General features: G+C 64.2%; 19 protein-coding genes. 9 read left to right on the top strand and 10 right to left on the bottom strand.

Going from position 1 to position 19,089, the window contains the following annotated elements:
* Nucleotide 1 precedes the first annotated feature (1 nt).
* Entirely contained in the window at nucleotides 2–2,110 is a 2,109-nt protein-coding gene (locus tag BQ7477_RS09320; protein ID WP_073983688.1) for a transglycosylase domain-containing protein, read from the bottom strand.
* A gap of 168 nt (nucleotides 2,111–2,278) precedes the next feature.
* On the opposite strand from BQ7477_RS09320, the gene BQ7477_RS09315 reads away from it, so the two are divergent.
* Together BQ7477_RS09315 and BQ7477_RS09310 are read left to right on the top strand one after the other, a co-directional pair.
* Nucleotides 2,279–2,638: a WhiB family transcriptional regulator gene (locus tag BQ7477_RS09315; protein WP_073983687.1), complete on the top strand. Its 360-nt coding sequence runs from the start codon at nucleotides 2,279–2,281 to the stop codon at nucleotides 2,636–2,638.
* Nucleotides 2,635–2,814 carry a Sp36 family protein gene (locus BQ7477_RS09310; protein ID WP_073983686.1) on the top strand — a complete coding sequence of 60 codons (180 nt, stop codon included), beginning with the start codon at nucleotides 2,635–2,637 and terminating at the stop codon, nucleotides 2,812–2,814. Before BQ7477_RS09315 ends, BQ7477_RS09310 begins: the two co-directional genes overlap by 4 nt.
* Nucleotides 2,815–2,954: 140 nt before the next feature.
* On the opposite strand, the gene BQ7477_RS09305 is transcribed toward BQ7477_RS09310, so the two are convergent.
* From BQ7477_RS09305 to BQ7477_RS09285, 5 genes are all read right to left on the bottom strand, one after another.
* The gene (locus BQ7477_RS09305; RefSeq protein ID WP_073983685.1) at nucleotides 2,955–3,638 is read right to left on the bottom strand and encodes a Crp/Fnr family transcriptional regulator; all 684 of its coding nucleotides are present in this window, start codon (nucleotides 3,636–3,638) and stop codon (nucleotides 2,955–2,957) included.
* Between the two features lie 176 nt (nucleotides 3,639–3,814).
* Nucleotides 3,815–4,720 carry an alpha/beta fold hydrolase gene (locus BQ7477_RS09300; protein ID WP_073983684.1) on the bottom strand — a complete coding sequence of 302 codons (906 nt, stop codon included), beginning with the start codon at nucleotides 4,718–4,720 and terminating at the stop codon, nucleotides 3,815–3,817.
* Nucleotides 4,717–6,630 (bottom strand): hypothetical protein, encoded by a 1,914-nt coding sequence (locus tag BQ7477_RS09295; protein WP_073983683.1) that lies wholly within the window; start codon nucleotides 6,628–6,630, stop codon nucleotides 4,717–4,719. Before BQ7477_RS09295 ends, BQ7477_RS09300 begins: the two co-directional genes overlap by 4 nt.
* Before the next feature lie 54 nt (nucleotides 6,631–6,684).
* The gene (locus tag BQ7477_RS09290; RefSeq protein ID WP_073983682.1) at nucleotides 6,685–7,614 is read right to left on the bottom strand and encodes a hypothetical protein; all 930 of its coding nucleotides are present in this window, start codon (nucleotides 7,612–7,614) and stop codon (nucleotides 6,685–6,687) included.
* Nucleotides 7,611–8,378 (bottom strand): HAD family hydrolase, encoded by a 768-nt coding sequence (locus BQ7477_RS09285; RefSeq protein ID WP_084795776.1) that lies wholly within the window; start codon nucleotides 8,376–8,378, stop codon nucleotides 7,611–7,613. The genes BQ7477_RS09290 and BQ7477_RS09285 overlap by 4 nt, the downstream gene beginning before the upstream one ends.
* A 143-nt stretch (nucleotides 8,379–8,521) precedes the next feature.
* On the opposite strand from BQ7477_RS09285, the gene BQ7477_RS13120 reads away from it, so the two are divergent.
* Both BQ7477_RS13120 and BQ7477_RS09275 read left to right on the top strand, forming a co-directional pair.
* Complete coding sequence (locus BQ7477_RS13120) at nucleotides 8,522–10,159, top strand: TadA family conjugal transfer-associated ATPase (protein ID WP_420884441.1); 1,638 nt, start codon at nucleotides 8,522–8,524, stop codon at nucleotides 10,157–10,159.
* An 89-nt stretch (nucleotides 10,160–10,248) separates the two neighbouring features.
* Nucleotides 10,249–11,532, top strand: a complete 1,284-nt coding sequence (locus BQ7477_RS09275; RefSeq protein WP_129582549.1) for a type II secretion system F family protein — start codon at nucleotides 10,249–10,251, stop codon at nucleotides 11,530–11,532.
* A gap of 16 nt (nucleotides 11,533–11,548) precedes the next feature.
* On the opposite strand, the gene BQ7477_RS09270 is transcribed toward BQ7477_RS09275, so the two are convergent.
* Nucleotides 11,549–11,920, bottom strand: coding sequence for a YbaB/EbfC family nucleoid-associated protein (locus BQ7477_RS09270; protein ID WP_073983680.1), 372 nt, complete (start codon nucleotides 11,918–11,920; stop codon nucleotides 11,549–11,551).
* Nucleotides 11,921–12,161: 241 nt separating this feature from the next.
* Between BQ7477_RS09270 and BQ7477_RS09265 the strand changes: the two genes are divergently transcribed.
* The 3 genes from BQ7477_RS09265 to BQ7477_RS09255 are packed head-to-tail and all read left to right on the top strand — an operon-like array spanning nucleotide 12,162 to nucleotide 13,194.
* A complete protein-coding gene (locus BQ7477_RS09265) occupies nucleotides 12,162–12,437 on the top strand; it encodes a DUF4244 domain-containing protein (protein ID WP_073983679.1) in 276 nt (91 codons plus the stop codon).
* On the top strand, nucleotides 12,434–12,772 hold the full coding sequence (locus BQ7477_RS09260) for a TadE/TadG family type IV pilus assembly protein (RefSeq protein ID WP_073983678.1): 339 nt from the start codon (nucleotides 12,434–12,436) through the stop codon (nucleotides 12,770–12,772). The genes BQ7477_RS09265 and BQ7477_RS09260 overlap by 4 nt, the downstream gene beginning before the upstream one ends.
* Nucleotides 12,712–13,194, top strand: a complete 483-nt coding sequence (locus BQ7477_RS09255; RefSeq protein ID WP_084795772.1) for an Rv3654c family TadE-like protein — start codon at nucleotides 12,712–12,714, stop codon at nucleotides 13,192–13,194. The genes BQ7477_RS09260 and BQ7477_RS09255 overlap by 61 nt, the downstream gene beginning before the upstream one ends.
* A 267-nt stretch (nucleotides 13,195–13,461) precedes the next feature.
* Here the strand turns inward: BQ7477_RS09255 and BQ7477_RS09250 are convergent, their stop codons facing one another.
* Nucleotides 13,462–14,085: a hypothetical protein gene (locus tag BQ7477_RS09250; RefSeq protein WP_159430592.1), complete on the bottom strand. Its 624-nt coding sequence runs from the start codon at nucleotides 14,083–14,085 to the stop codon at nucleotides 13,462–13,464.
* A 2,183-nt stretch (nucleotides 14,086–16,268) separates the two neighbouring features.
* Between BQ7477_RS09250 and BQ7477_RS09245 the strand changes: the two genes are divergently transcribed.
* Entirely contained in the window at nucleotides 16,269–16,748 is a 480-nt protein-coding gene (locus BQ7477_RS09245; RefSeq protein ID WP_073983676.1) for a fluoride efflux transporter FluC, read from the top strand.
* 95 nt (nucleotides 16,749–16,843) lie between these two features.
* Here BQ7477_RS09245 and BQ7477_RS09240 read toward each other — a convergent pair whose 3' ends face one another.
* Both BQ7477_RS09240 and upp read right to left on the bottom strand, forming a co-directional pair.
* A complete protein-coding gene (locus tag BQ7477_RS09240) occupies nucleotides 16,844–17,398 on the bottom strand; it encodes a YagU family protein (RefSeq protein ID WP_073983675.1) in 555 nt (184 codons plus the stop codon).
* A gap of 229 nt (nucleotides 17,399–17,627) precedes the next feature.
* Nucleotides 17,628–18,266 carry a uracil phosphoribosyltransferase gene (upp, locus tag BQ7477_RS09235; protein WP_073983674.1) on the bottom strand — a complete coding sequence of 213 codons (639 nt, stop codon included), beginning with the start codon at nucleotides 18,264–18,266 and terminating at the stop codon, nucleotides 17,628–17,630.
* A gap of 247 nt (nucleotides 18,267–18,513) precedes the next feature.
* Here upp and tadA point away from each other — a divergent pair.
* A partial coding sequence (tadA, locus tag BQ7477_RS09230; RefSeq protein ID WP_200783522.1) for a tRNA adenosine(34) deaminase TadA occupies nucleotides 18,514–19,089 on the top strand: 576 nt, incomplete at its 3' end.

Raw genomic sequence — 19,089 nt, 5'->3', positions numbered from 1 at the left:
GTCAGTGTCCGCTGCTCGTGGGGGATGGTGTGGGGGTTGAGGAACGGTTCGAGTTGGTTGCCCCGATGTTCGCGCTGGATACGTTTTCGACGGGAGTGCCCGCCAGGATCTGCGTCATGTAGGGCGCCCAGATGTTCTGGCCGACGAATGTTTCACCGTAGATTTCGCTGTAGTATTTGCCGTTAATCGTCACGGATCCGACTTCCTGGGAGGAGTTTTCGCCGTGCCCCACCCATGCGGATGTGACGACAGACGGAGTGAAGCCGGTCAACCACGTGTTGGCGTGCCCGTCGGTGGTTCCTGACTTTGCTGCGAAGGGACGTCCGCCGCCTAAGCGCGTGGATGTGTAGTACTGGCCGGCCGACGCGGTGAGTAGGGCTGCGGTCTTGTTGGCGACGTCGGGGGAGATGACCTCCGTGCAGTCCGCCGCGAATTCTTTCAGGACGTTCTCGTCACGGTCGGTCACGGATTCGATGGACTGTGGCGTGCACTGTTGGCCGGAGTTGGCGATTGCTGCGAACACAGAGGCCATCTGTAGTGGGGAGGCGGACACGGAACCCAGGATGTTCGCGGGGTAGGGTGAAGGGGCTTCGCCGTCCTCGGTGATTCCCATTTTGTAGGCAGTGTCGAAGATGGAGCAGAAGTCGACGCGGGAGGCCATGTTCACGAAGGCCTGGTTGACGGACTGGCCGGTCGCACGCACGACGTTCATCGTGCCGGTCTTGCCGGCGAGGTCGTTGACTTGATAGCCCTCGGTTGTGATGGAGCGTCCGTCGCACTTGAAGGAGCCGTTAGGGTAGAAGGTGTTGCTGGAGCCGACTGTCTCGTAAGCGGAGTGTCCCTCCTTGAACCATTGAAGCAGGATGAAGACCTTGAATGTTGAGCCGACCTGGAAGTTACCATCGGCCGAGTAGTTTGACATTGTTTGCCCGGACTCGATGCCGTACGTCGTGTTCTGGGCCATCGCCAGGATGCGACCGGATCGCGGGTCGAGAGAGACAAGAGCATCGTTGAGGCCTGAGGCGTCGCCCACGGGGATAGTGTTTGTCAGCGACGTGTAGGCGGCGTTCTGCTTGGTGGGGTCCATCGTGGTGCGGATTGTGATGCCCTGGGTCTTGAGCATGTGCTCACGCTCGGTGCGTGTGGCGCCGAAGGTCGGGTCTTCGAGGAACTGGGCTAGGACGTAATCGCAGAAGTAGGCTTGGGAGGATTCCGCGCCGGAGCAGCCTTCGGAGGATACGGTGGGGTGCAGCATTGAATCGACGGTGGTTTCGATGCCGGCGTCGTATTCTTCCTGTGTGATGACGCCCTGGTCAAGCATGGTTGCTAGGACTGTGTTGCGGCGCTTTTGGGCTGCTTCAGGGTGGGTGAGGGGATCGTACTGGACGGGCGATTGGACGAGGCCGGCGAGCAGCGCGGACTCCAGGTAGTCGAGTTCGGATGCAGACTTGGAGAAGTAGCGTTGCGACGCGGCCTCGACGCCGTAGGTAATGGGACCAAAGGGTGCGATGTTCAGGTATCCCGTGAGGATTTCGTCTTTGGACTGGGTTTTCTCCAAGGCCATCGCGTACTTGATTTCGCGGAGCTTGCGTTCTGTGGTTTGTTCGGTTGCGGCGCTGACCTGGTCGGCGTCGCCTTCGAGGTAGCCGCGCTCTGCCAGTGAGTTACGCACGTACTGTTGAGTGATCGTGGAGGCGCCTTGGCGACCGGAGTCGCCCAGGTTGGTCACGAACGCGCGGGCGATGCCGGTGGCGTCCACGCCGTTGTGTTCGTAGAAACGTTTGTCTTCGATCGCGATGATTGCTTTCTTCATGACGTCGGAGATGTTCGCGCTGGGCACGACGATGCGCTGCTTGTCGTAGAAGTGCGCGATGACGGCTCCCGAGGAGTCAAGGAGCTGCGACTCCTCGGCGGGGGCGACTGTTTGTAGGTCACCGGGCAGCTCGTTGAATACGGAGGGGACCGACTTTGCGACCAGCGCGGTGGGACCCGCGATGGGTACGAGCATGCCTGCCCCGACGACGCCCATGAGCGAGGAAACGCTCAGGAACGCCAGCAACAGGGCGAACAGCTGGGTCGGCCGGACGGCTCGGGAATGAGAGTGCGACATGCTCCTAGCTTACGTGTCGTAAGGGGCATCTGGCGTGTGGCGGAGCGTAAAAATTGGCTGATCGGTCACCTGGAATCGTCGCATGCGTTCTCACAGCGTTTGCGGCCTCGATAGTCTGTGTGTATGGTCACATGTTAGGGCTCGAGTACAGTGAAGTGGAGATCCACGATGTCAACCCATGGCGACGACCAGAGTTGGGTCGCGCGCGCCCTGTGTGCGTCCATCGAACCGGATGCGCTCTTTGTTCAAGGTGCATCGCAACGTCAGATTCGCATGCGTTGCTACGAGTGCGAGGTGCGTCTCGAATGTTTGGCTGACGCCCTGGAGTCCGAGGCTAACTACGGTGTGTGGGGTGGCTTGACGGAGAGGGAGCGTCGCGCAATTTTACGCCATTATCCGCATGCGGAGGATTGGTTGGAGTGGTTGCGTTCGTCGGATGAGCCTTTGGCGAGGGAGTTGCGTAGCCCGCGTGTGCCGAAGATTTTGTCATACGTGCGTCCTCTGATGGCGGGTAAGATGACCTCATGACTAAATGGGAATATGCCACGATTCCGCTGCTCACGCATGCGACGAAAGCAATCCTTGATCAGTGGGGTGCTGACGGGTGGGAACTTGTCCAGGTGATCCCGGGTCCGACGGGTTCGGAAAACCTGGTTGCCTACCTTAAGCGTCCGATTGAGGAAAGCGCAGCGGTCCAGAACTGACCGTTATGTCAGCGCTCGCGGACGAGGCCGTGGCCGGTTTCGTGCATCCAGGTGCGTGAAGACTTCGGTCTGTTCAATGTCCTGAGATTACATGGGGGGTCCGGTACCGACAGGTACCGGACCCCCCATTGTGTGAGAAATCAGCGGGCGCGTCGCGCCAGTCGGTCAACGTCGAGGAGTGTCACTGCACGTCCTTCAAGGCGAATCCAGCCGCGCGAAACGAAGTCGGCGAGCGACTTGTTGACGGTCTCACGGGAGGCTCCCACCAGCTGGGCCAGTTCTTCCTGCGTGAGGTCGTGGGGGACGTGGACTCCCTTGTCAGTCGCGGTACCGAAACGGTCCGCGAGATCGAGGAGGGCCTTGGCGACGCGACCTGGAACGTCAGAGAAGACCAGGTCGGAGAGGGATTCGTTCGTGCGACGCAGGCGTTGCGCGAGGGCGCGGAGCATGTGCTTGGCCAGCGTCGGATTGGTGTCGAGCACGTGCATGAGGTCCTCGTGCTCGAGGTACAGGAGGGAGGCGGGGGACACGGCGGTCGCAGTGGTCGAACGCGGACCCGGATCGAAGAGTGTGAGTTCACCGATGATTTCACCGGGGCCGAGGATAGCGAGGAGAGATTCGCGTCCGTCGCTAGAGGTGTGGCCGAGCTTCACCTTGCCCTCGGTCACGATGTACAGGCGGTCACCGAGATCGCCTTCGTCGAAGAGGGTCTCACCGCGGCGAAGGGTTGTATGACCCATCTTTTGCTGGAGGGACACCTGTTGTGCATCGTCAAGGCCACCGAACAGCGGCACCTGGCTGATGAAGTTGCCGTCACCGATCATGGTGCGGAGCTCCTTCCGCTCGTGCCCGATTGCTCGGGCGTTCCGATTGAGGTGTGCGGCGAATCCCATACGTTACACCGGTCACTAGGAGGTGCCGCTCACACCATTATGCCCTATTTATCAGGTGAAACATGTTTCATTGTGCGATTTGTGTGACCTGTCTAATGAAACACAAGTTAAAGCGCGCGCGTGTCAACGTGCTCAGCCAACGCCTCGGCAACCGCGGAAGGGGCCTCCTCGGGTAGGAAATGCCCGGCCTCGCGGATAACGACCTGGGTGAGGGGAGCATCCACAAACTGCGCGTCAGCCGCGTGATCAAGCACAGACCACGCGCCGTCGTCGCGTCCGACGAGGGACAGGACAGGCACCTGTAGGGGCTCGGACAGCGTTCGGCGAGCCTCGCGCGACAGTGAACGACTAGCGGTCAGGCCACGCAGAGCCGTGTGTGCGGCAAAGGGACGGCGAAGCGCTGCGCGGTAGGGACCCGACTGGGAGACAAGGCCATCCACGTTCCCGGGTGACGCCCACGCGCGGTACACGGTTGTCAGGAGCGATCCGGAGCGCAGAGCATGCTCCCGGCCCGTTGGTAGGGCGAGGCGACTACGCAGGACACGACCGCCCGCCCAAGGGACGCGGGCAATGACAGGTTGGGCACCGAGAGGGTGTGGGGCAGACAGAACGGCCACCGAGCGAAGCTCAAGCGGTGCGAGAGCCCCGACCATCCATGCGACGGTTCCGCCCATGCCCAGGCCGGCGACGGAGAACGATGCCACGCCGAGGGCACGCACGACGCCGATCACGTCGAGAGCCATCTGAGTCAGGTCGCAGTCCCCGCGCGTGAGGTCGGAGGTACCGAAGCCTCGTAAATCGAGGGCGAAAACGCGCGGAGTCTGCTTTGCGAGGAGGGGAAGGACCTGTCGCCAGGACCACCAGTGCTCGGGAAACCCGTGGAGAAGAACCAGCGCATGGTCCATGCCCTCACCCATGTCGGCGACGTGGAACGTGGCCCCACCAGCGCTCACGTGCCGGTGGGTCCAGGGTCCTTCAAGCTCGATCGCGCTAGCGGGAATCAGGGTATTCACTTGCGCGTCAGGTCCTTCGCTGCCTTCTTACGGGCGCGCTTGGAGTACAAGGCTCCGGCCGGGTTGACAGCCTCAATGGATGTGCGCAGCGCCTCCTCGGCGCGACCGGTGCGGCGCACGGAGTGTGAGACGTAGCCCAGGCCCATCAGGAGGACGCCCAGCAGGACGAAGCGGCCCGAGTAGCCGGACGCCTGCACATGGTGCGACAGGTTCGCGCCGAGCGGGCCGGAGCCACTCAGAGTGGTCAGGGCCGCCAGCAGCGACGAGGCTGTCATACCCGGGGCGAGTACCCACGGAAGCCCCACGACGAGCGACACGACTCCCAGGAGCCAGGCACCCAGGGAGGAACGCCGCGCGGCGGCGCACAGAATCACGGTGATGATGACAGCCCCCAGGACTTCGCCCAGTGCCAGGATCGAAGCGACGCCCGTGTACATCGCCGCGCCGTCGGCCAACGTCATGCGAGCCCCGGCGTCGGCGGCCAGGTACCAGCCGATCGGTGTCAGCACCAGGAAAAGCAGGAACGACAGGAAGTGAGCGCCGCCGCGAGAGGGCATCTCGGTAATCTCGGGAGCCGCGCTAAAGAGCTCGTCGTCGAGGCTGGTGGACTGCTTGTCTGCACGGTCCCGGTTCGCGGAGGCAATCGCTTCCAGGGTGGCGGCCTCGCGCGTGTCCTCGTCTGCGGTTAGCACAGAGCGACGACGCGGACGTTCGGCCTTATCCTGATCCTCGAAAGAGTACGAAGCCACGGAACCCCGGGTGGGCTGCTGTGTCGTGGACTCATCGACGGGGGCACCCTCGGAACCCGCATCGACCGCGCCGCCGACCGACGCGGCGGGGTTGGCAGCCTGCTGCTCGCTCGGGGTTAGTGCGGGGATCGTAGGGGAGAAGGATTCGTCGTCGCCGAAAATCATTGAGCGGCGCGACGGCAGCACGTGCGGCGCTTCCGCTGCGGCACCACCAACGGCGGAGGAGGGTTCCTCGCCAGCTTCGGTCGCGGAAGCGGACGAGGCCTCGGCGGACTCATCCACTTCCTCATCGTCAGCGGACTCGCCCCCAGGCGCGGGCGTCTCGTTGGGGGCGTCCGTGGCGGAGGCATGCTCTGTCACCGTTTCTTCGCGCGCTTCACGCACAGAATCCAGGTTCAGGCCCAGTGCCGCAGCCGCCTGAGCGGGAGTCATTACCCGTGAACGCCCGGTTTCGTGGGCCTCAGTCGCCTTCTCGACCGACGCTGAGGGGGCGTCGCTGACCGGGGCTTGAGCGGCCTCTTCTTGCGTGGGTTCCTCGTCGATCAACTCGGTTTCGGCATTCGGAGCGGATGCGTCGTTCCCCTCCGTGGCCATGGGGGTGACGTCGGCGTGTTCATTGTCCTTGTCCGACGAGGCCGGGGCGGGCTCGTCGGTAGGTGTTTCCTCGGAGTGGGTTTCCTGTGCGAGGGCTTCGTCGACGGGTGCTACACCGTCGAACCCGTCCTCGGTCTCCTGCGCAGGAGCGTCGTTAGTTGTGCTCGCGGTGTCTGCACCCCCCTGCTTCGGGACGGCACCCACCTGGGGGGCATCGGAGGATTGATCCGCTCGCCTTGCGTCGGGAGTGGAAGGGGAGTCGGCCTCGTCCGCCGCGGACACGACTGGGATGGCGCCCGCGGGCTTGGAGACGACGGGCAACTCGCCCGTGGAAATCTTGTCCTCGATCGTGGGCTTAAGCGGCGCAGCTGCGGGTGCACGGCCCGTCAGACCGCCGATCGCGACCGACTCGATCTCGCCCGTGTGAATAGGCTCGGTGGTGTCACCGATGATGGCCGACGCGTCGGACCCCTCACCTGGCAGCTCGATCTCCTCACCGGTCAACACCAGGTCGTCGCGGGTATCCTTCTCGCGGTCTGGCTGGACAGCAAACTCGTTCTCGGACATGCTTCCTCCTAACATCTGCCCACATATTACGTTTGTCGTGCCTTCTTGCGCGTATTAGTCCTCGGCAGGCCCCTCTTTGTGAGTCGTGTCCTCGCTGCTGTCCAGGGAACGCAGGGCTCGGACGCGTGCCCACAGCACGCCCATCGACGCGCAACCGGTGGCCATCCCCAGCGCCGCAAGCGTAGGGGATGCCAAGGCAAGTTTCGTCAGGATCGACGGACCCGGAACAATCACGTTGCCCGTCAACGATGCCCACACTGGTACCACGACGTACGTAGGCAACACCAGAATCAGCCAGGTCGCCAACTGTGCACCCGTGATTGACCATCGGGCACTGACAACCAGCAGAGCAAGCGCCAGGCCTGCGCCCAGTGCCAGGCCATGGCCCATCGAGTGGCCTGCCAGGACACCCTCCAGGCCCAGTGCCGCCACGTTCGTCGTGTCCGAGGGCGATGCGCTGACCATCAGCACACTCACGGCGAGTGCCGCCGGCAAAGCCACCGTCGTGCCGAACGCGTGGCGGTGTACCCTCGCGAGCGGCATTCGTGTTTCACGACCGGCACGCGCCCGCACCGACTTGATCGTCAGCGCACAGGCGCCCAGCATGAGGGATATGCACACCGGGTACAGGCTCCACAAGACGCCCGCCGCCATGTCGTCCGACTGAACGGAGGACTTCATGAAGAAAGGGATGCGCGCGACGCCCATGAACTGGGCGGCCCCCACCGCCAGCGACCACAGGAAAGTCACGACCATTCCCGCGCTGGACTCCTCGCAGTTCAGGGCGATCAGGGCTAGCAGCAGTGACGCGAGCGCCATACCGATCAGGCCTTCAACCGAGGCCAATGGTTGTCCGACGGCGGCAAGGGCTTGCACGTCGACCATCGACGAACCCAGGAAGAGGAGGGCGATGGGGGCAAACACGAAAGCGAACGAGCCCGAGCGTAGGCGCGCAGAGAAGTTTCGATGCTGCAAAAGCGTCATACCCCTAGTGTAGAGGCGTGAGTATCGAAGCCCTCATCGACCCCGCCCCCGCAACGCTGCGCGCCGCAGCCGCACGCCCCGCCGTCGCCTCNGCGCACGGTTGACATGAAAGTCAATGTTGGCCAGCCCTCGCGCTCAGCCAAGTCGCGAAGTGCGCGGTCGGGGTTCACCGCGTAGGGGTGGCCGACCAGGCGCAGCAGCGGAGCGTCCGACACCGAATCCGAATATGCCGAACACTGCGACAGATCCCATCCGCGTGCGTGAGCCAACTGAGCGCAGGCGTCCGCTTTACCCTGTGCCTGGTTAAAGTGTGTCATCTCGCCTGTGAAACATCCGTCCTCGTCGATGGATGCCTGTGACGCCAAGACTTCGTCCGCACCCAGCATCGTCGCGATCGGGCGTACCACCTGCTCGACGGACGCCGATGCGATCACGACAACGTCGCCCACGCTCTTGTGATAGGCGATGCGGCGCAGCGCCTGCGCGTAACACACCGGTTCGATCGTGCGTTCCAGCGCGTCTTCGACCGTCGCCTCTAGAAACGCCGCGTTCCAGCCGCGGCCCATGCGGCCCATCGCTTCGGCCATCTGCTCCATCCGTGACTCGTCCGCGCCGGACAGCAGGTACGGGAGCTGAACTAGGACGGAGGCGATCGCCGTGCGGCGATTCATCAGGCCCGCCTCGATGAAGGGCCCGGACAAAGCCACGTTTGACGACGTGTCCAGAATCGTCTTATCCAAGTCAAAAAAGGCCGCACGTGCCATCGCAATCTCTCCAGCGTCGGGACAATCCACAGGGGTCCGCCATCAGACCCCTCTATGCACAGGGTGGCACCTCATGTCGGCGTTGTCCACAGGGGCGTGCGTGCGAGTAGACGGGCGCGCCGCGGCTGGCGCACCGTAGAGAAATGAACGCGATCACCGAACCGAACCGAGGCCTCGTCGCCCTTGTCGGCCTGACCCCGCCGGAGCGGCAGAGCGCCCGCGACGCCGCCACCCTGGCGGGCGCGCCCCTGTGCGAGGACCCTGCTCGAGCGTCGCTCGTTCTCGCTTCCCCGAGCGCCCCTGTCCCCGCGTTCGTGCCGTGCGTGCGCGTGGGCGACGGGGGACAGGTGAGCTTGCCAAGGGACAGGGCTTTGCTGGTCTCCCTCATCGCCGAAGCTTCCTGGCGCTCGCGCACACACGGCGCTGTCTGGGTGGTCTCCGGTATAGCCGGAGGCGTGGGAACAACGAGCGTCGTGCGCCTCCTCGCGCGGGAGAACACCGGTTCTCAGTGGAGCCGTCGTCTTCCCTGGGGGCGCGGCCTGCACACAGCAGGGACGAGGCCATGGCGGGGCGAGGCCCGAAACCCGAAGCGTGCGCCCGGCGGCGAACCTGCACGCGAAGGTGTGGTCGTACCCGTCGCCGTCGACGCCTCCGGGTCCGTCCCCGGCATCGCCAGAGCAGCCCACCACGACCTCCCGGGCGTGAGGTGGGCAGACCTGCACGCTGGCGAGGATTCCTACCTGCCCGCCTTGCGTGACCACCTGCCAATCATCGACGGAGTTCCAGCCCTCGTTGGGGACGCACGTGGGGGAGCGGACGCCGGCGACCCACGCGTGCCAGCCGCGTGCCGCTCAATCGGCGCTCCCCTCATCGTCGACGNCACAGGAGGGGGACTCACGCGCGTCGACGTCGGCATCCGGAACGAAGCGGACGCCCGGCGAACCGCAATCCGTATGGCGAGCGCGTGCGGCGTACGTCTGGACGACGCGAGCCCCATTGCCGACGGAACACTTCCCGGAGGGGTCCGACTACACGCGGTCCTCGCGCCCATCTCCGACTCCGGCACCCTCATCTCCCTACGAGTGCTCGGCACCCATCACCTGGGAGTCACGCACCTCGAGGCGCGCGGCACGCTCCCCGGCATGATCGGTCCCCTCGTTCGGGCGCTCATCCGCGCGCGTTCCAACGCCCTCATCTCCGGGGCGACAGGCAGCGGCAAAACAACCCTGCTGAGCGCCGCGCTCTCACTTGTGCCTACGGGCGAGCGCATCATCTGCATCGAAGAGGTACCCGAACTTGCTCCCTCCCACCCGCACTGCGTCCACCTCCTCGAACGCGCACCCAACGTCGAAGGACAAGGCGCTGTCACCCTGACCGACCTCGTGCGAGCCGCCATGCGCATGCGCCCCGACCGCCTCGTCCTCGGGGAATGCCGAGGCCCCGAAGTACGCGACGTCCTCACCGCCCTCAACACCGGACACGACGGCGGCTGGGCAACCTTGCACGCCAACAGCGTCCGCGACGTGCCCGCCCGACTCGAAGCCCTCGGCGCCCTCGCGGGCATGAGCGAGGCGGCGCTTGCCTCGCAAGCTTCCAGCGCCCTCGACGCCGTCCTCCACATGCGCCGAAACACCACCGGTCACCGCTGGGTGTCCGAGGTCGGCATCCTCACGCGCGAGAGCGGCTCCCTCACGTGTGTACCTGCCCTCAGCGCCAGGCCCGACGGGCACGTCACGACGCACGAGGCCTGGGGTTACCTGGCCGGAAGGATAGGACTGTGACGTGTGTTGGGATTACGTTGCTGTGGGCACCGCGTTGCGCAGGTGTGGATTTCTGCGCGCGCATGCGCATAGGGGGCTACGAACCCGACATGACAGCCCCCGCAGGCATTCAGCGGGTTACCTGGCTCATGGCTGGCCTCGCGCTCACCGCGTGCGTTCTTCACCTCCTGATCGGTTCCATCATCACTGTCGTGCGCACCAGACGCGAACGCCGCATCGTGCGAGCCTGGTTGGCAGCCAGCGCGGCGGGTCGACAGGGAGACCTCTGTCCACCTCGCCCGCACGCGCGGCGTCGGCATCTCTTACCTCTCCTTCCGCGCCCCACCGACAGGCGAACCGATGTCGCCCGCCATCGAGGTCGCGCTAAGGGACCACCCACCCCTCGCGAACTCGCCCTCCTCGTCGCCGAGGTCTCCACCAGGCTACGCTCGGGCGCCCCGGCCTCGACCGCGTGGAGCCACGCACTGGCCCGGATCGGTGTGGGCAGCGCCGGAAACACTGACGAGGCCTACCCTCGGATCCTCAACACCTGGGCGCACGAGCAGAGGCGGTGGCGCGTCCTCCCAACGAGAGGACAATGCTCCGACGCAACTGCCGCGCGACTTAGCGCCAGCTCAATCATCGTTGCCTGTCGATTCAGCCACGGCCTCGGCGCGCCCCTGGCCGCCGTCCTAGACTCCATTGGAGACGCGATCGATGACACCCAGGCAGTCGAGGAAGCCCGCCGTGTCGCCTCTGCCGGACCGCTCATGTCCGCCCGCGTGCTGGCGGCGCTGCCCCTCGTGGGAATCATAGCCGCACTGGCACTCGGAGCTTCCCCCTGGTCCTTTTTCACCGGGGGAGGCCCCGGACGTGTGTGCGCCGTCGTCGGCCTGTTCGCGTGGGGGGCAGGCATCGCCGCGTGCCGACGCATCCTCGCGCAGAGCCGCAGGTCCGACACCTCCACCGGCACTGTCGCAACCGATGCTGCGCTCGCATGCGACCTGATCGCATCCGCTCTGGCTTGCGGCGCCTCGATCCCGCGCGCCCTGAATGCCCTCGCCCACGCCTGCGACCAAGAACCCCTCGCGTGGACCGCCTCTGCCCTGCGCCTCGGCGCCCAGTGGGACGACGCATGGGAGGACGCACCCACGTGGGTGTATCCCCTGCGCGACGCGCTCGAGGCCTCGTGGACCTGCGGCACCGCACCCGAGGGAATGCTGTCGCGATGCGCCTCCTGGGAGAGGCGCACCCGACTGATCGACGCAAAGACCAGGGCAGAAGAACTCAGTGTTCGCTTGGTCGGTCCACTCGGCGCGTTCTTCCTACCCGCATTCCTTCTACTGGGGATCGCACCCCTCTTCGCTCACCTAGTCGTGGGAATCAGCGCCTAGGAGCGAACACTCACGATCAGCGGCGGCGAGGAGGGCGGTAGGAACGCAGCGTAGCTTTAACATCGGGACTATCAGCGCCCCAAGCCGCACTCGTCAGCTCATGAATCTGGTTGGCCACGTCGGCACGCGCCTGCACGAACAGATTCAAGATCGTCCCCGCGAGTTCATCGGGGGAATACTCATACATATCGTCGGATAGCGACAGGTCGCTGAGCGCACCATTCGAATCAACGACGACACGCACACAGCGATCCCGCGACTCGGCGACAACCTCCACCTGCTCGAGGTCAGCGACCAGTCGCTGATTAACCTCCACCTGCCTCTCTGCCTGGTTCTGCCAATCGTCAAGGAGCTTTCCGATCTTGATGTATTCGTCGTCTGTGTTCACGGCTGACTCACTGTCCCAAGGTTGCCGACAATTAACGGTGCCACTGTAGTATCCCGCGCCGAACATTGTCCCCAGGGACCCGGGGCCTTCACGGCGTGCAACGCCCTCGCACCGTCGCCATCCACAGGGGGTCGCGCAGAACTCCCGTTATCCACAGGGTCAGCGATCCGGCTGGAATACCACTAACTCCCCGAGCACACTGGCCCTGCGCGCACAAGCGCGCTCAAGAAAGGACAGATCAATGACGATTATCGAACGCATCAACAGCGCCGCGACCAGGACCCAGCGCAGCATTATGAGCACTCTGCGGACAACAGCCCAACGCTGTCGAGATACGCCGCACAGAGACTCACCCGCCGAACATTCAGACCCGGAGGAGGGTGCAACCACCGTCGAATACGCGATCGGTACCATCGCCGCCGCAGGATTCGCCGGTCTACTCATCGTGATCCTCAAATCTGACGCAGTGCGCACCGCCCTCGAAGCCCTCATCCAGGAGGCGCTCAACACACGATGACACGCGACGAAAACGGATACGTCACCGTTGAACACGCCCTCTGCTTTGTCGCCGTCACCCTGGTGGTCGGCGTCATCGTCGCGGCTGCCCAGGCTGGACTAACCAACTCTTCCCTGTGTCAGGCCGTCCGCGAGGGCGCCCGCGCCGCCTCCATCGGTGAGGAAAACCCGCAAACCGTCGCCACCACGGTCTACGCGGCAGGCTCCTACACCCTCACGCGCGGGGACGGCCTGGTGACCGTCACCGGCACGGCCCCCTACCAGGGAATTGGCGGATGGGTCGGCGGACAGGCACGTTGCAGCGTCACCACGATCGACGAGGAGAACCTGCCGTGACCACTACAGGGCACGGTTTCGTGAGACCACCAGTCGGCGCATTGCCTCTGCACCCTGACCGAACACGCCCGGGAGAGGACGGGTCCGGGACCGTCAACAGCCTCGGACTCATCACCCTGGCGCTGACGCTCGCTTTTGTCCTAGCGGGAATGGGTTGTGCACATACCGCGACAGTGAAGCTCCAGGCCGTCGCAGACCTGGCTGCGCTCGCGGGTGCTGAACATTCCGCGTCCGCGTTGTGGGAAGACGTTGGTGGGCGACCCTGCGAAGCCGCCGCAGCCGTCGCCGCAGCAAACGGCGTGGGTGTGGAGTCGTGCGAGGTGCTCGGTAGTGACTGCCGGGTGGTCGTGGGTGAAGACGTGAGCGTTCTGGGGGTGTCCACGACGCTGCGGGCGCGTGCGCGGGCCGGAACCAGCGAGTGAAAAACTCACAGGAAATTATCAGGTTTGTTCAATGCTTCCCACAGCTCGACCCTCTACAGTGAAAGTCATTAAGCAACAGGATCCGCTGAGAGAGGCGATCCGAGAAAGGGACAGCATCGGGAGACTTGCACTGTGTTGATGGGATACTCGAAGGGGTCGGCCATAGGGTCGGCCCCTTCGAGTATGTGCAGTTAGTCGGCGAGGCGGCGGCGGTACAGATGGGGGCTATAGGCGCAAACGTGGTGCTTTAGACGGCGTGTCGTGGGTCTAGTGGGCGCGTCCGGCCCAGCCTTTGCGTGGCCAGAGTCCTTCTTCTGGGGTGGGGGTTCCTTCCGGGATTCCGTGGCGTTTCTGATCGGTGTGGTTGGGGTGTTTGGGTGTGGGGATCCGGCGGGGTGTGGGGCGCCCGTCGTGTTCCCATTGGGTCAGGACTTCGGTGGGGGTCGGGGGTTGTGGGGTGCGCAGGAGGAGAGCCCATTCGGCGATGACGGCTTGGTGGTAGGCACTGGCACCGCGGTGAGCGTGGAGGAGTTCACGCACGACAGCGTTGATGGATTCGACGTGGTTGGTGGTGGCGCAGGCCGGCGGGTCGGCTGGTGTGCCGTCGGGGTTGGTCAGGTAGGTGAACAGCACTCCTTGGCGTGCCAGTCGTGCCAAGCGTCGGTAGGCGCGGCGCGTGCGTTCATGCGTGTACCACCAGGTTTTACCGGTTTTTGACGCCCATGCAGGGTCTTGAGCGGCGAAGGTGCGCTGTGACATCCATTCTCGGAAGGTGTGCCCAAAGTCGTGGAGCATCGTCAACCACGCGCTGGCTTGGTCGACGCTGGTGATGCTCGTCAAGCGTCGTGACAAGGCCAGCAACGCCCGTGCGGGTTCGGTTCTGGGATGCATGGTGAGGTCGCGGATGATGTCACGATGAACGTGGACCAGGCAGCGTTGCACGCGCGTGGAGGGCCATAGGTGCGCGATANGTGCCAGGCCACCGTGCCAGGCCACTGGCTGCGCCACGAGGGGCGGTGCTACCGGCTGCGCTACCGGCGGTGCTACCGGCGGTGCTATGAGTGGTAGTGCATGACTCCTGCTGGGTGAGTTATCCGTGAATGTCGCATGCAATTCCCCCGACACTGTGTCGCACCGCGCATTCATATCGTTGGAATTGCAACGTTTGCGGACATGATTGAAAGTTCATTCAATCGAATTGCATGCGAAACTGCTCCGAGGATGTGCGCTTGCACGCACGTGGGCCCGATGGCACGCACGCGGGCCCGACACTTCGCACGCGGGCCCGACACTTCGAGCGTGGGCCCGACACTTCGAGCGTGGGCCCGACACTTCGAGCGTGGGCCCGACACTTCGAGCGTGGGCCCGATACTTGGCGCGTGGGTCCGATGGTATGCGTGTGGGCGGCGCCCAGGCGCATATCTAGGGGTTGACGTGCGTGTTACGGGTTAACGAGCATGTTCAGCGGTTCGCGTGCGAGCGGCACGCCAGGTCAGGCGCCGTTGGGTCCACAACGCAGAGCACCTTGCCCACGACACGCCATTGTCAGCGTTTGCTACCGAAGTGGTTTGTACTGTGGGCGCCACACCACCCCGAGGCGCGACCTCACCGCCCCGAGGCGTGGCCTCACCGGCAGTAAACGGGGGGAATTGTGCTACATGAGGACGTATGCGTGATTTGCTTGCCGATGACTGCGCCGTCAAATGGGGGGAATTGCATCATTAGAGGCGCGACACGCCGGCGACACGCCGAGGGGAGGCTTCTAATGCTGCAAAACCCCCACCATTACCCCCGGTGTCATGCTCCCTCACTGGCGCAGGACCGCCCGGCGGGGCGCCGATAAACGCCGGTGGGGAGTCGCCGGCGGGGCCCTGCTGCACGGGCGCGGGAAGGCTGGACGCGGGTAGGGCTGGCGCGGGTAGGCCGGGGGTCGACAAACGCCGGTAGGGCGTCGCCGGCAATGACAAGGGGAAGCTACAGGCGAACAGCTCCGCGACGAGGCTTGTTGCCGATGAGGCGTGACACCCGATCAGGAAGATTCAACACCAACTGATCAGCTGCAATCCTCCCTAACGGGTTGAATGCTCCCGATCAGGTGGAACCCTCCCAATGGAGTCAACTCCCATCGGCGGCGCGCCCGCGCCAGCGCCACCGACGCCTCCGGCAACAATGCCAGGGACGGAGCCGCGACCAACACGTTTTGTCCTTTAACTCTGTTTCATGGCCTTGACCAGTCCCAGCGGCAGCTGCTGAGTGCATCCCACCCTTCTCCCAGTGTTACGCACCGTCCGGCGCCCTCGGTCCGGGCGCTACGCGGATAGGCTGCGCCTATCTGGATGGGTTACGCGCATATGGATAGGTTATTTACTTATACGGATGTTCGGTACCTATCCGGATGTTCGGTACCTATCCGGATTTTCGGATCCTATCGGGATCGCGTGCGTTCGAGCCTCGGGGCCCTCTACCTGCGCTTCGCGATGACGCGGGACGTTGGGGAGGGTGAACGGGTGAGTAAGGATTCCTTGTCCTCGTGGCGTTGAAGATGCCACGAGCGCCCACCGAGGCGCCGGCGAGGCCAGACGAGTCCGACGCCTCACGCGCTCGGCGGCGTCACCACCCACGGCTTGGTCGACAAGGAACGCAGTCCTGAAATCCCCAGCGCNATAGGACACGGGTTATAGGACACTACGTGTTGCTGTAGGGGTGACTTTTCGGGTTAAAGGTTAGGGTTAAAGGCCAAAACGTGTTGGTTTTGGGGTTAAAGGGCAAAGCGTGTTGGTTTTATGGTGACTTGTCGGCTTGTTAGTGCTGGAAAGTCGGTGTTGGAGGTGGTGGGTGCCGACGTGGAGGATTGGCAAATCGTGTTGGTTGTGTGGTGACTTTTCGGCGTGTTGGTGCGGGAAAGTCGGTGTTGGAGGTGGTTGGAGTCAACTTGGAGGATGGACAAAACGTGTTGGTTGTGTAGTGACTTTTCGGCGTGTTGGTGCGGGAAAATCAACATTGAAGTTGGTTGTTTCATCGTGGGCACGTGCGTNGCATCGGCCTGGTCCCGGCGTGGGCGTAGAGTGGGAGTCATGGTGAGTTTTCGGGTGCCTGACTGGTTGGCGGTCTTCGTGGGAGGCGTCGTGGGGACGGCGGCGCGCGCCGGCTTGGATGAGGTCGCGAAGGCGTCTCCTGTGCACGGCCTTTTCTTGTCGTGGTCGACGTTGACTGTCAATGTGGTGGGCGCGTTCCTGCTGGGTGCGCTGTCCGCGTGGGTGGCGGGTTGCCTCGCGTGCGGAGTGGGGGATCCGGTGTCGCTGAAGACCGTGAAACTACTGGTCGGCACGGGTTTTATGGGCGCGTTCACGACGTATGGGACGTACATCGTCGCGTCGGTGGGCTACGTGTCGCTCAACGGAATCGCCGAGGCCGTGGCTCAGTCCCTCGGTCTCCTGGCCCTGGGTGCGGCGTCGGCCTGGGTGGGGATGCGCGTGGGGGAGTGGCTGTGCGGTCCACCAGCGGCATCAGCAGCGTCCGCGGCCCCCGCCAACGACGAGGAGGGACGAGCATGAGCGTGTCGACCTTCCTGTTTGTGGCCCTGGCCGGCGGCGTGGGCGCGTGCGCCCGCTTCTGGCTGGATCGGGGGGTGCAGCGCGCGCTGGACTCNTCAGTTGGTGCGCGCTTCGAGTGGGAACTCGGCGTCGGGTTCGTGTGTGATGCGGTTGCGCAGGTCGCGGCGGAAGACTTCGATGACCCACAGCCAGATGATGTGACCGAAGAACTCGGAGAAGTGTTCAGCGAAGGGCTGGTTCCAGGGCGCCGGGACGGTGCCCATGAGTGGCATGAGGATGACGTGGAAGGCCACGTAGACGACAATGCCGAAGGCGGCGCCCTGCCAGAGTTTGATTTGTGGGAAGCGTTCGGCGAGCACGCAGTAGATGATCGCGAAAGCGATCGAGAACGCGAAGTGGACGATGAAAGACACGTAGGGGCGATCGCTGTTGCCGTTGAACGTGTAGGTGAGGTGGGTGATGTTTTCCGGGACGCCCAGTTGTTGGAGCAGCTGCTGCGGCGGGTTCGTCGCGTTGCGTTCGGGCGTGCGCGGGGGCAGCGGCACCTCCCATCCGAACTTGACGATCGCGGAGACGATGCCTCCGAGGACACCTGCGAGTGCTGCGACGCCGTACTTGCGGCGCTTGGGATTGGTCTGAATCAGTGCCATGTTTCAAGGATGGGATGTGTGCGTTGAATTATCGAGGACCTAGCGGACATCGTGGCGAAGGTCATAGATCGGTGTCGTCTGCGATCATGTCTAAAAATAGCCAATTCGATCTATCCGGGATGGCGGTGCTCGCGACACCACTGGGCGGGGTGGGAACTTCAACCCCCCCCCGCCCAGAAGCGACAGTTAGTCGCGCCCGCGCCCCGACAGTGGAACGCGCGAACGGCGATCAGTCGACGATGCCGTACAAGCGGTCACCAGCATCGCCCAGGCCGGGCACAATGTACGACCTCTCATTGAGACACTCATCCACGGCGGCAACGACAACGTTCACATCAGCGCGCTCCCCGATCGCAGCCTCGAGGGTGGAGACACCCTCCGGTGCGGCCAGGATACACACGCAGGTCACGTCCTTCGCGCCGCGCTCGAACAGATAGTTCGTTGCAGCGACCATCGTGTGGCCAGTGGCCAGCATGGGGTCCAGCACGAAGCACTGGCGGCCCGACAGGTCATCTGGCAGGCGGTTCGCGTAGGTCTCGATCTCGAGGGTGTCGTCGTCACGGCGCATGCCCAAGAAACCGACCTCGGCGGTGGGCAGCAGCCGAGTCATGCCCTCGAGCATGCCCAGGCCGGCGCGCAGGACCGGCACAACGATTGGACGCGGCTCGGAGAGCGTGAGTCCGACGGTCGGAGCGACGGGGGTCTCGATTGGGGTCTCGGACACAGCGACCTCGCGGGTCGCCTCGTAGGCGAGCAGAGTGACCAGCTCATCAACGAGCCGACGGAACGTCGCCGATGGCGTATTACGATCGCGCAGGACGGAAAGTTTGTGGGCGATCAGGGGGTGATTAGCTACGTGGAGGCGCATGGTTATAGGCTACATCGTCCGTGTGGGCACGCGCACCCCGGTGCCTAGAGCCGCCAAGGAACGAGGATAGGACGCGGCTCCTCGAAGACGCCGGAAGGTGGCGCCGCTGACGCACATTGGTGTGCGAACAACTGACAAACTCATACGTCACACGAGCCTCACATATATTCATGTGCTTCAGTTACCTCAATGCTGGTTTGGCCGGTAAGCTAGAGGGGTGACAGCGAATGAGCAGTACCGCGAGGCCATGGGCAAAGCCCTATTCCTGGCTAACCGCGCCCGCGAAACGGGAGACGTCCCCGTTGGAGCCGTCGTCGTAGACGCCGACGGACACATCATCGGTCGAGGGTGGAACTGCCGCGAGGCCGACCACGACCCCACAGGTCACGCCGAAATCGTTGCCCTGCGCGAAGCCTCCCGCGCCCTGGGAACCTGGCGCCTCAGTGGTTGCACGCTCGTCGTCACCCTCGAACCCTGCACGATGTGCGCAGGAGCAATCCTCGCCTCTCGCATCGACCGCGTCGTCTTCGGCGCCTGGGACCCCAAGGCCGGCGCCGCCGGCTCCATGCGAGACGTCCTACGCGACACCCGCATACCCCACCCCACCGAAGTCATCGGCGGCGTCCTCGCCCAAGAAGCAGCCATGCAGCTGCGCTCCTTCTTCCTCGGATGCCGCGACGCCGACGAAATGCCCGTCGTCGCCGCACCCATCCACGAACCCGCCGACCTACCCGCGCCCGTACCCGCCCCGCAAACACAAACCCCCGAACAAGCCCAAACCTCGTACCCCCACCCAGACAACCTTCCCATCCCCGCACCCCCC

The sequence above is a fragment of the Actinomyces bouchesdurhonensis genome (genome assembly GCF_900128465.1).
Taxonomy (GTDB): domain Bacteria; phylum Actinomycetota; class Actinomycetes; order Actinomycetales; family Actinomycetaceae; genus Pauljensenia; species Pauljensenia bouchesdurhonensis.
The sequence above is the reverse complement of the archived record's forward strand: the minus strand, read 5'-3'. Positions and strand labels throughout refer to the sequence as shown.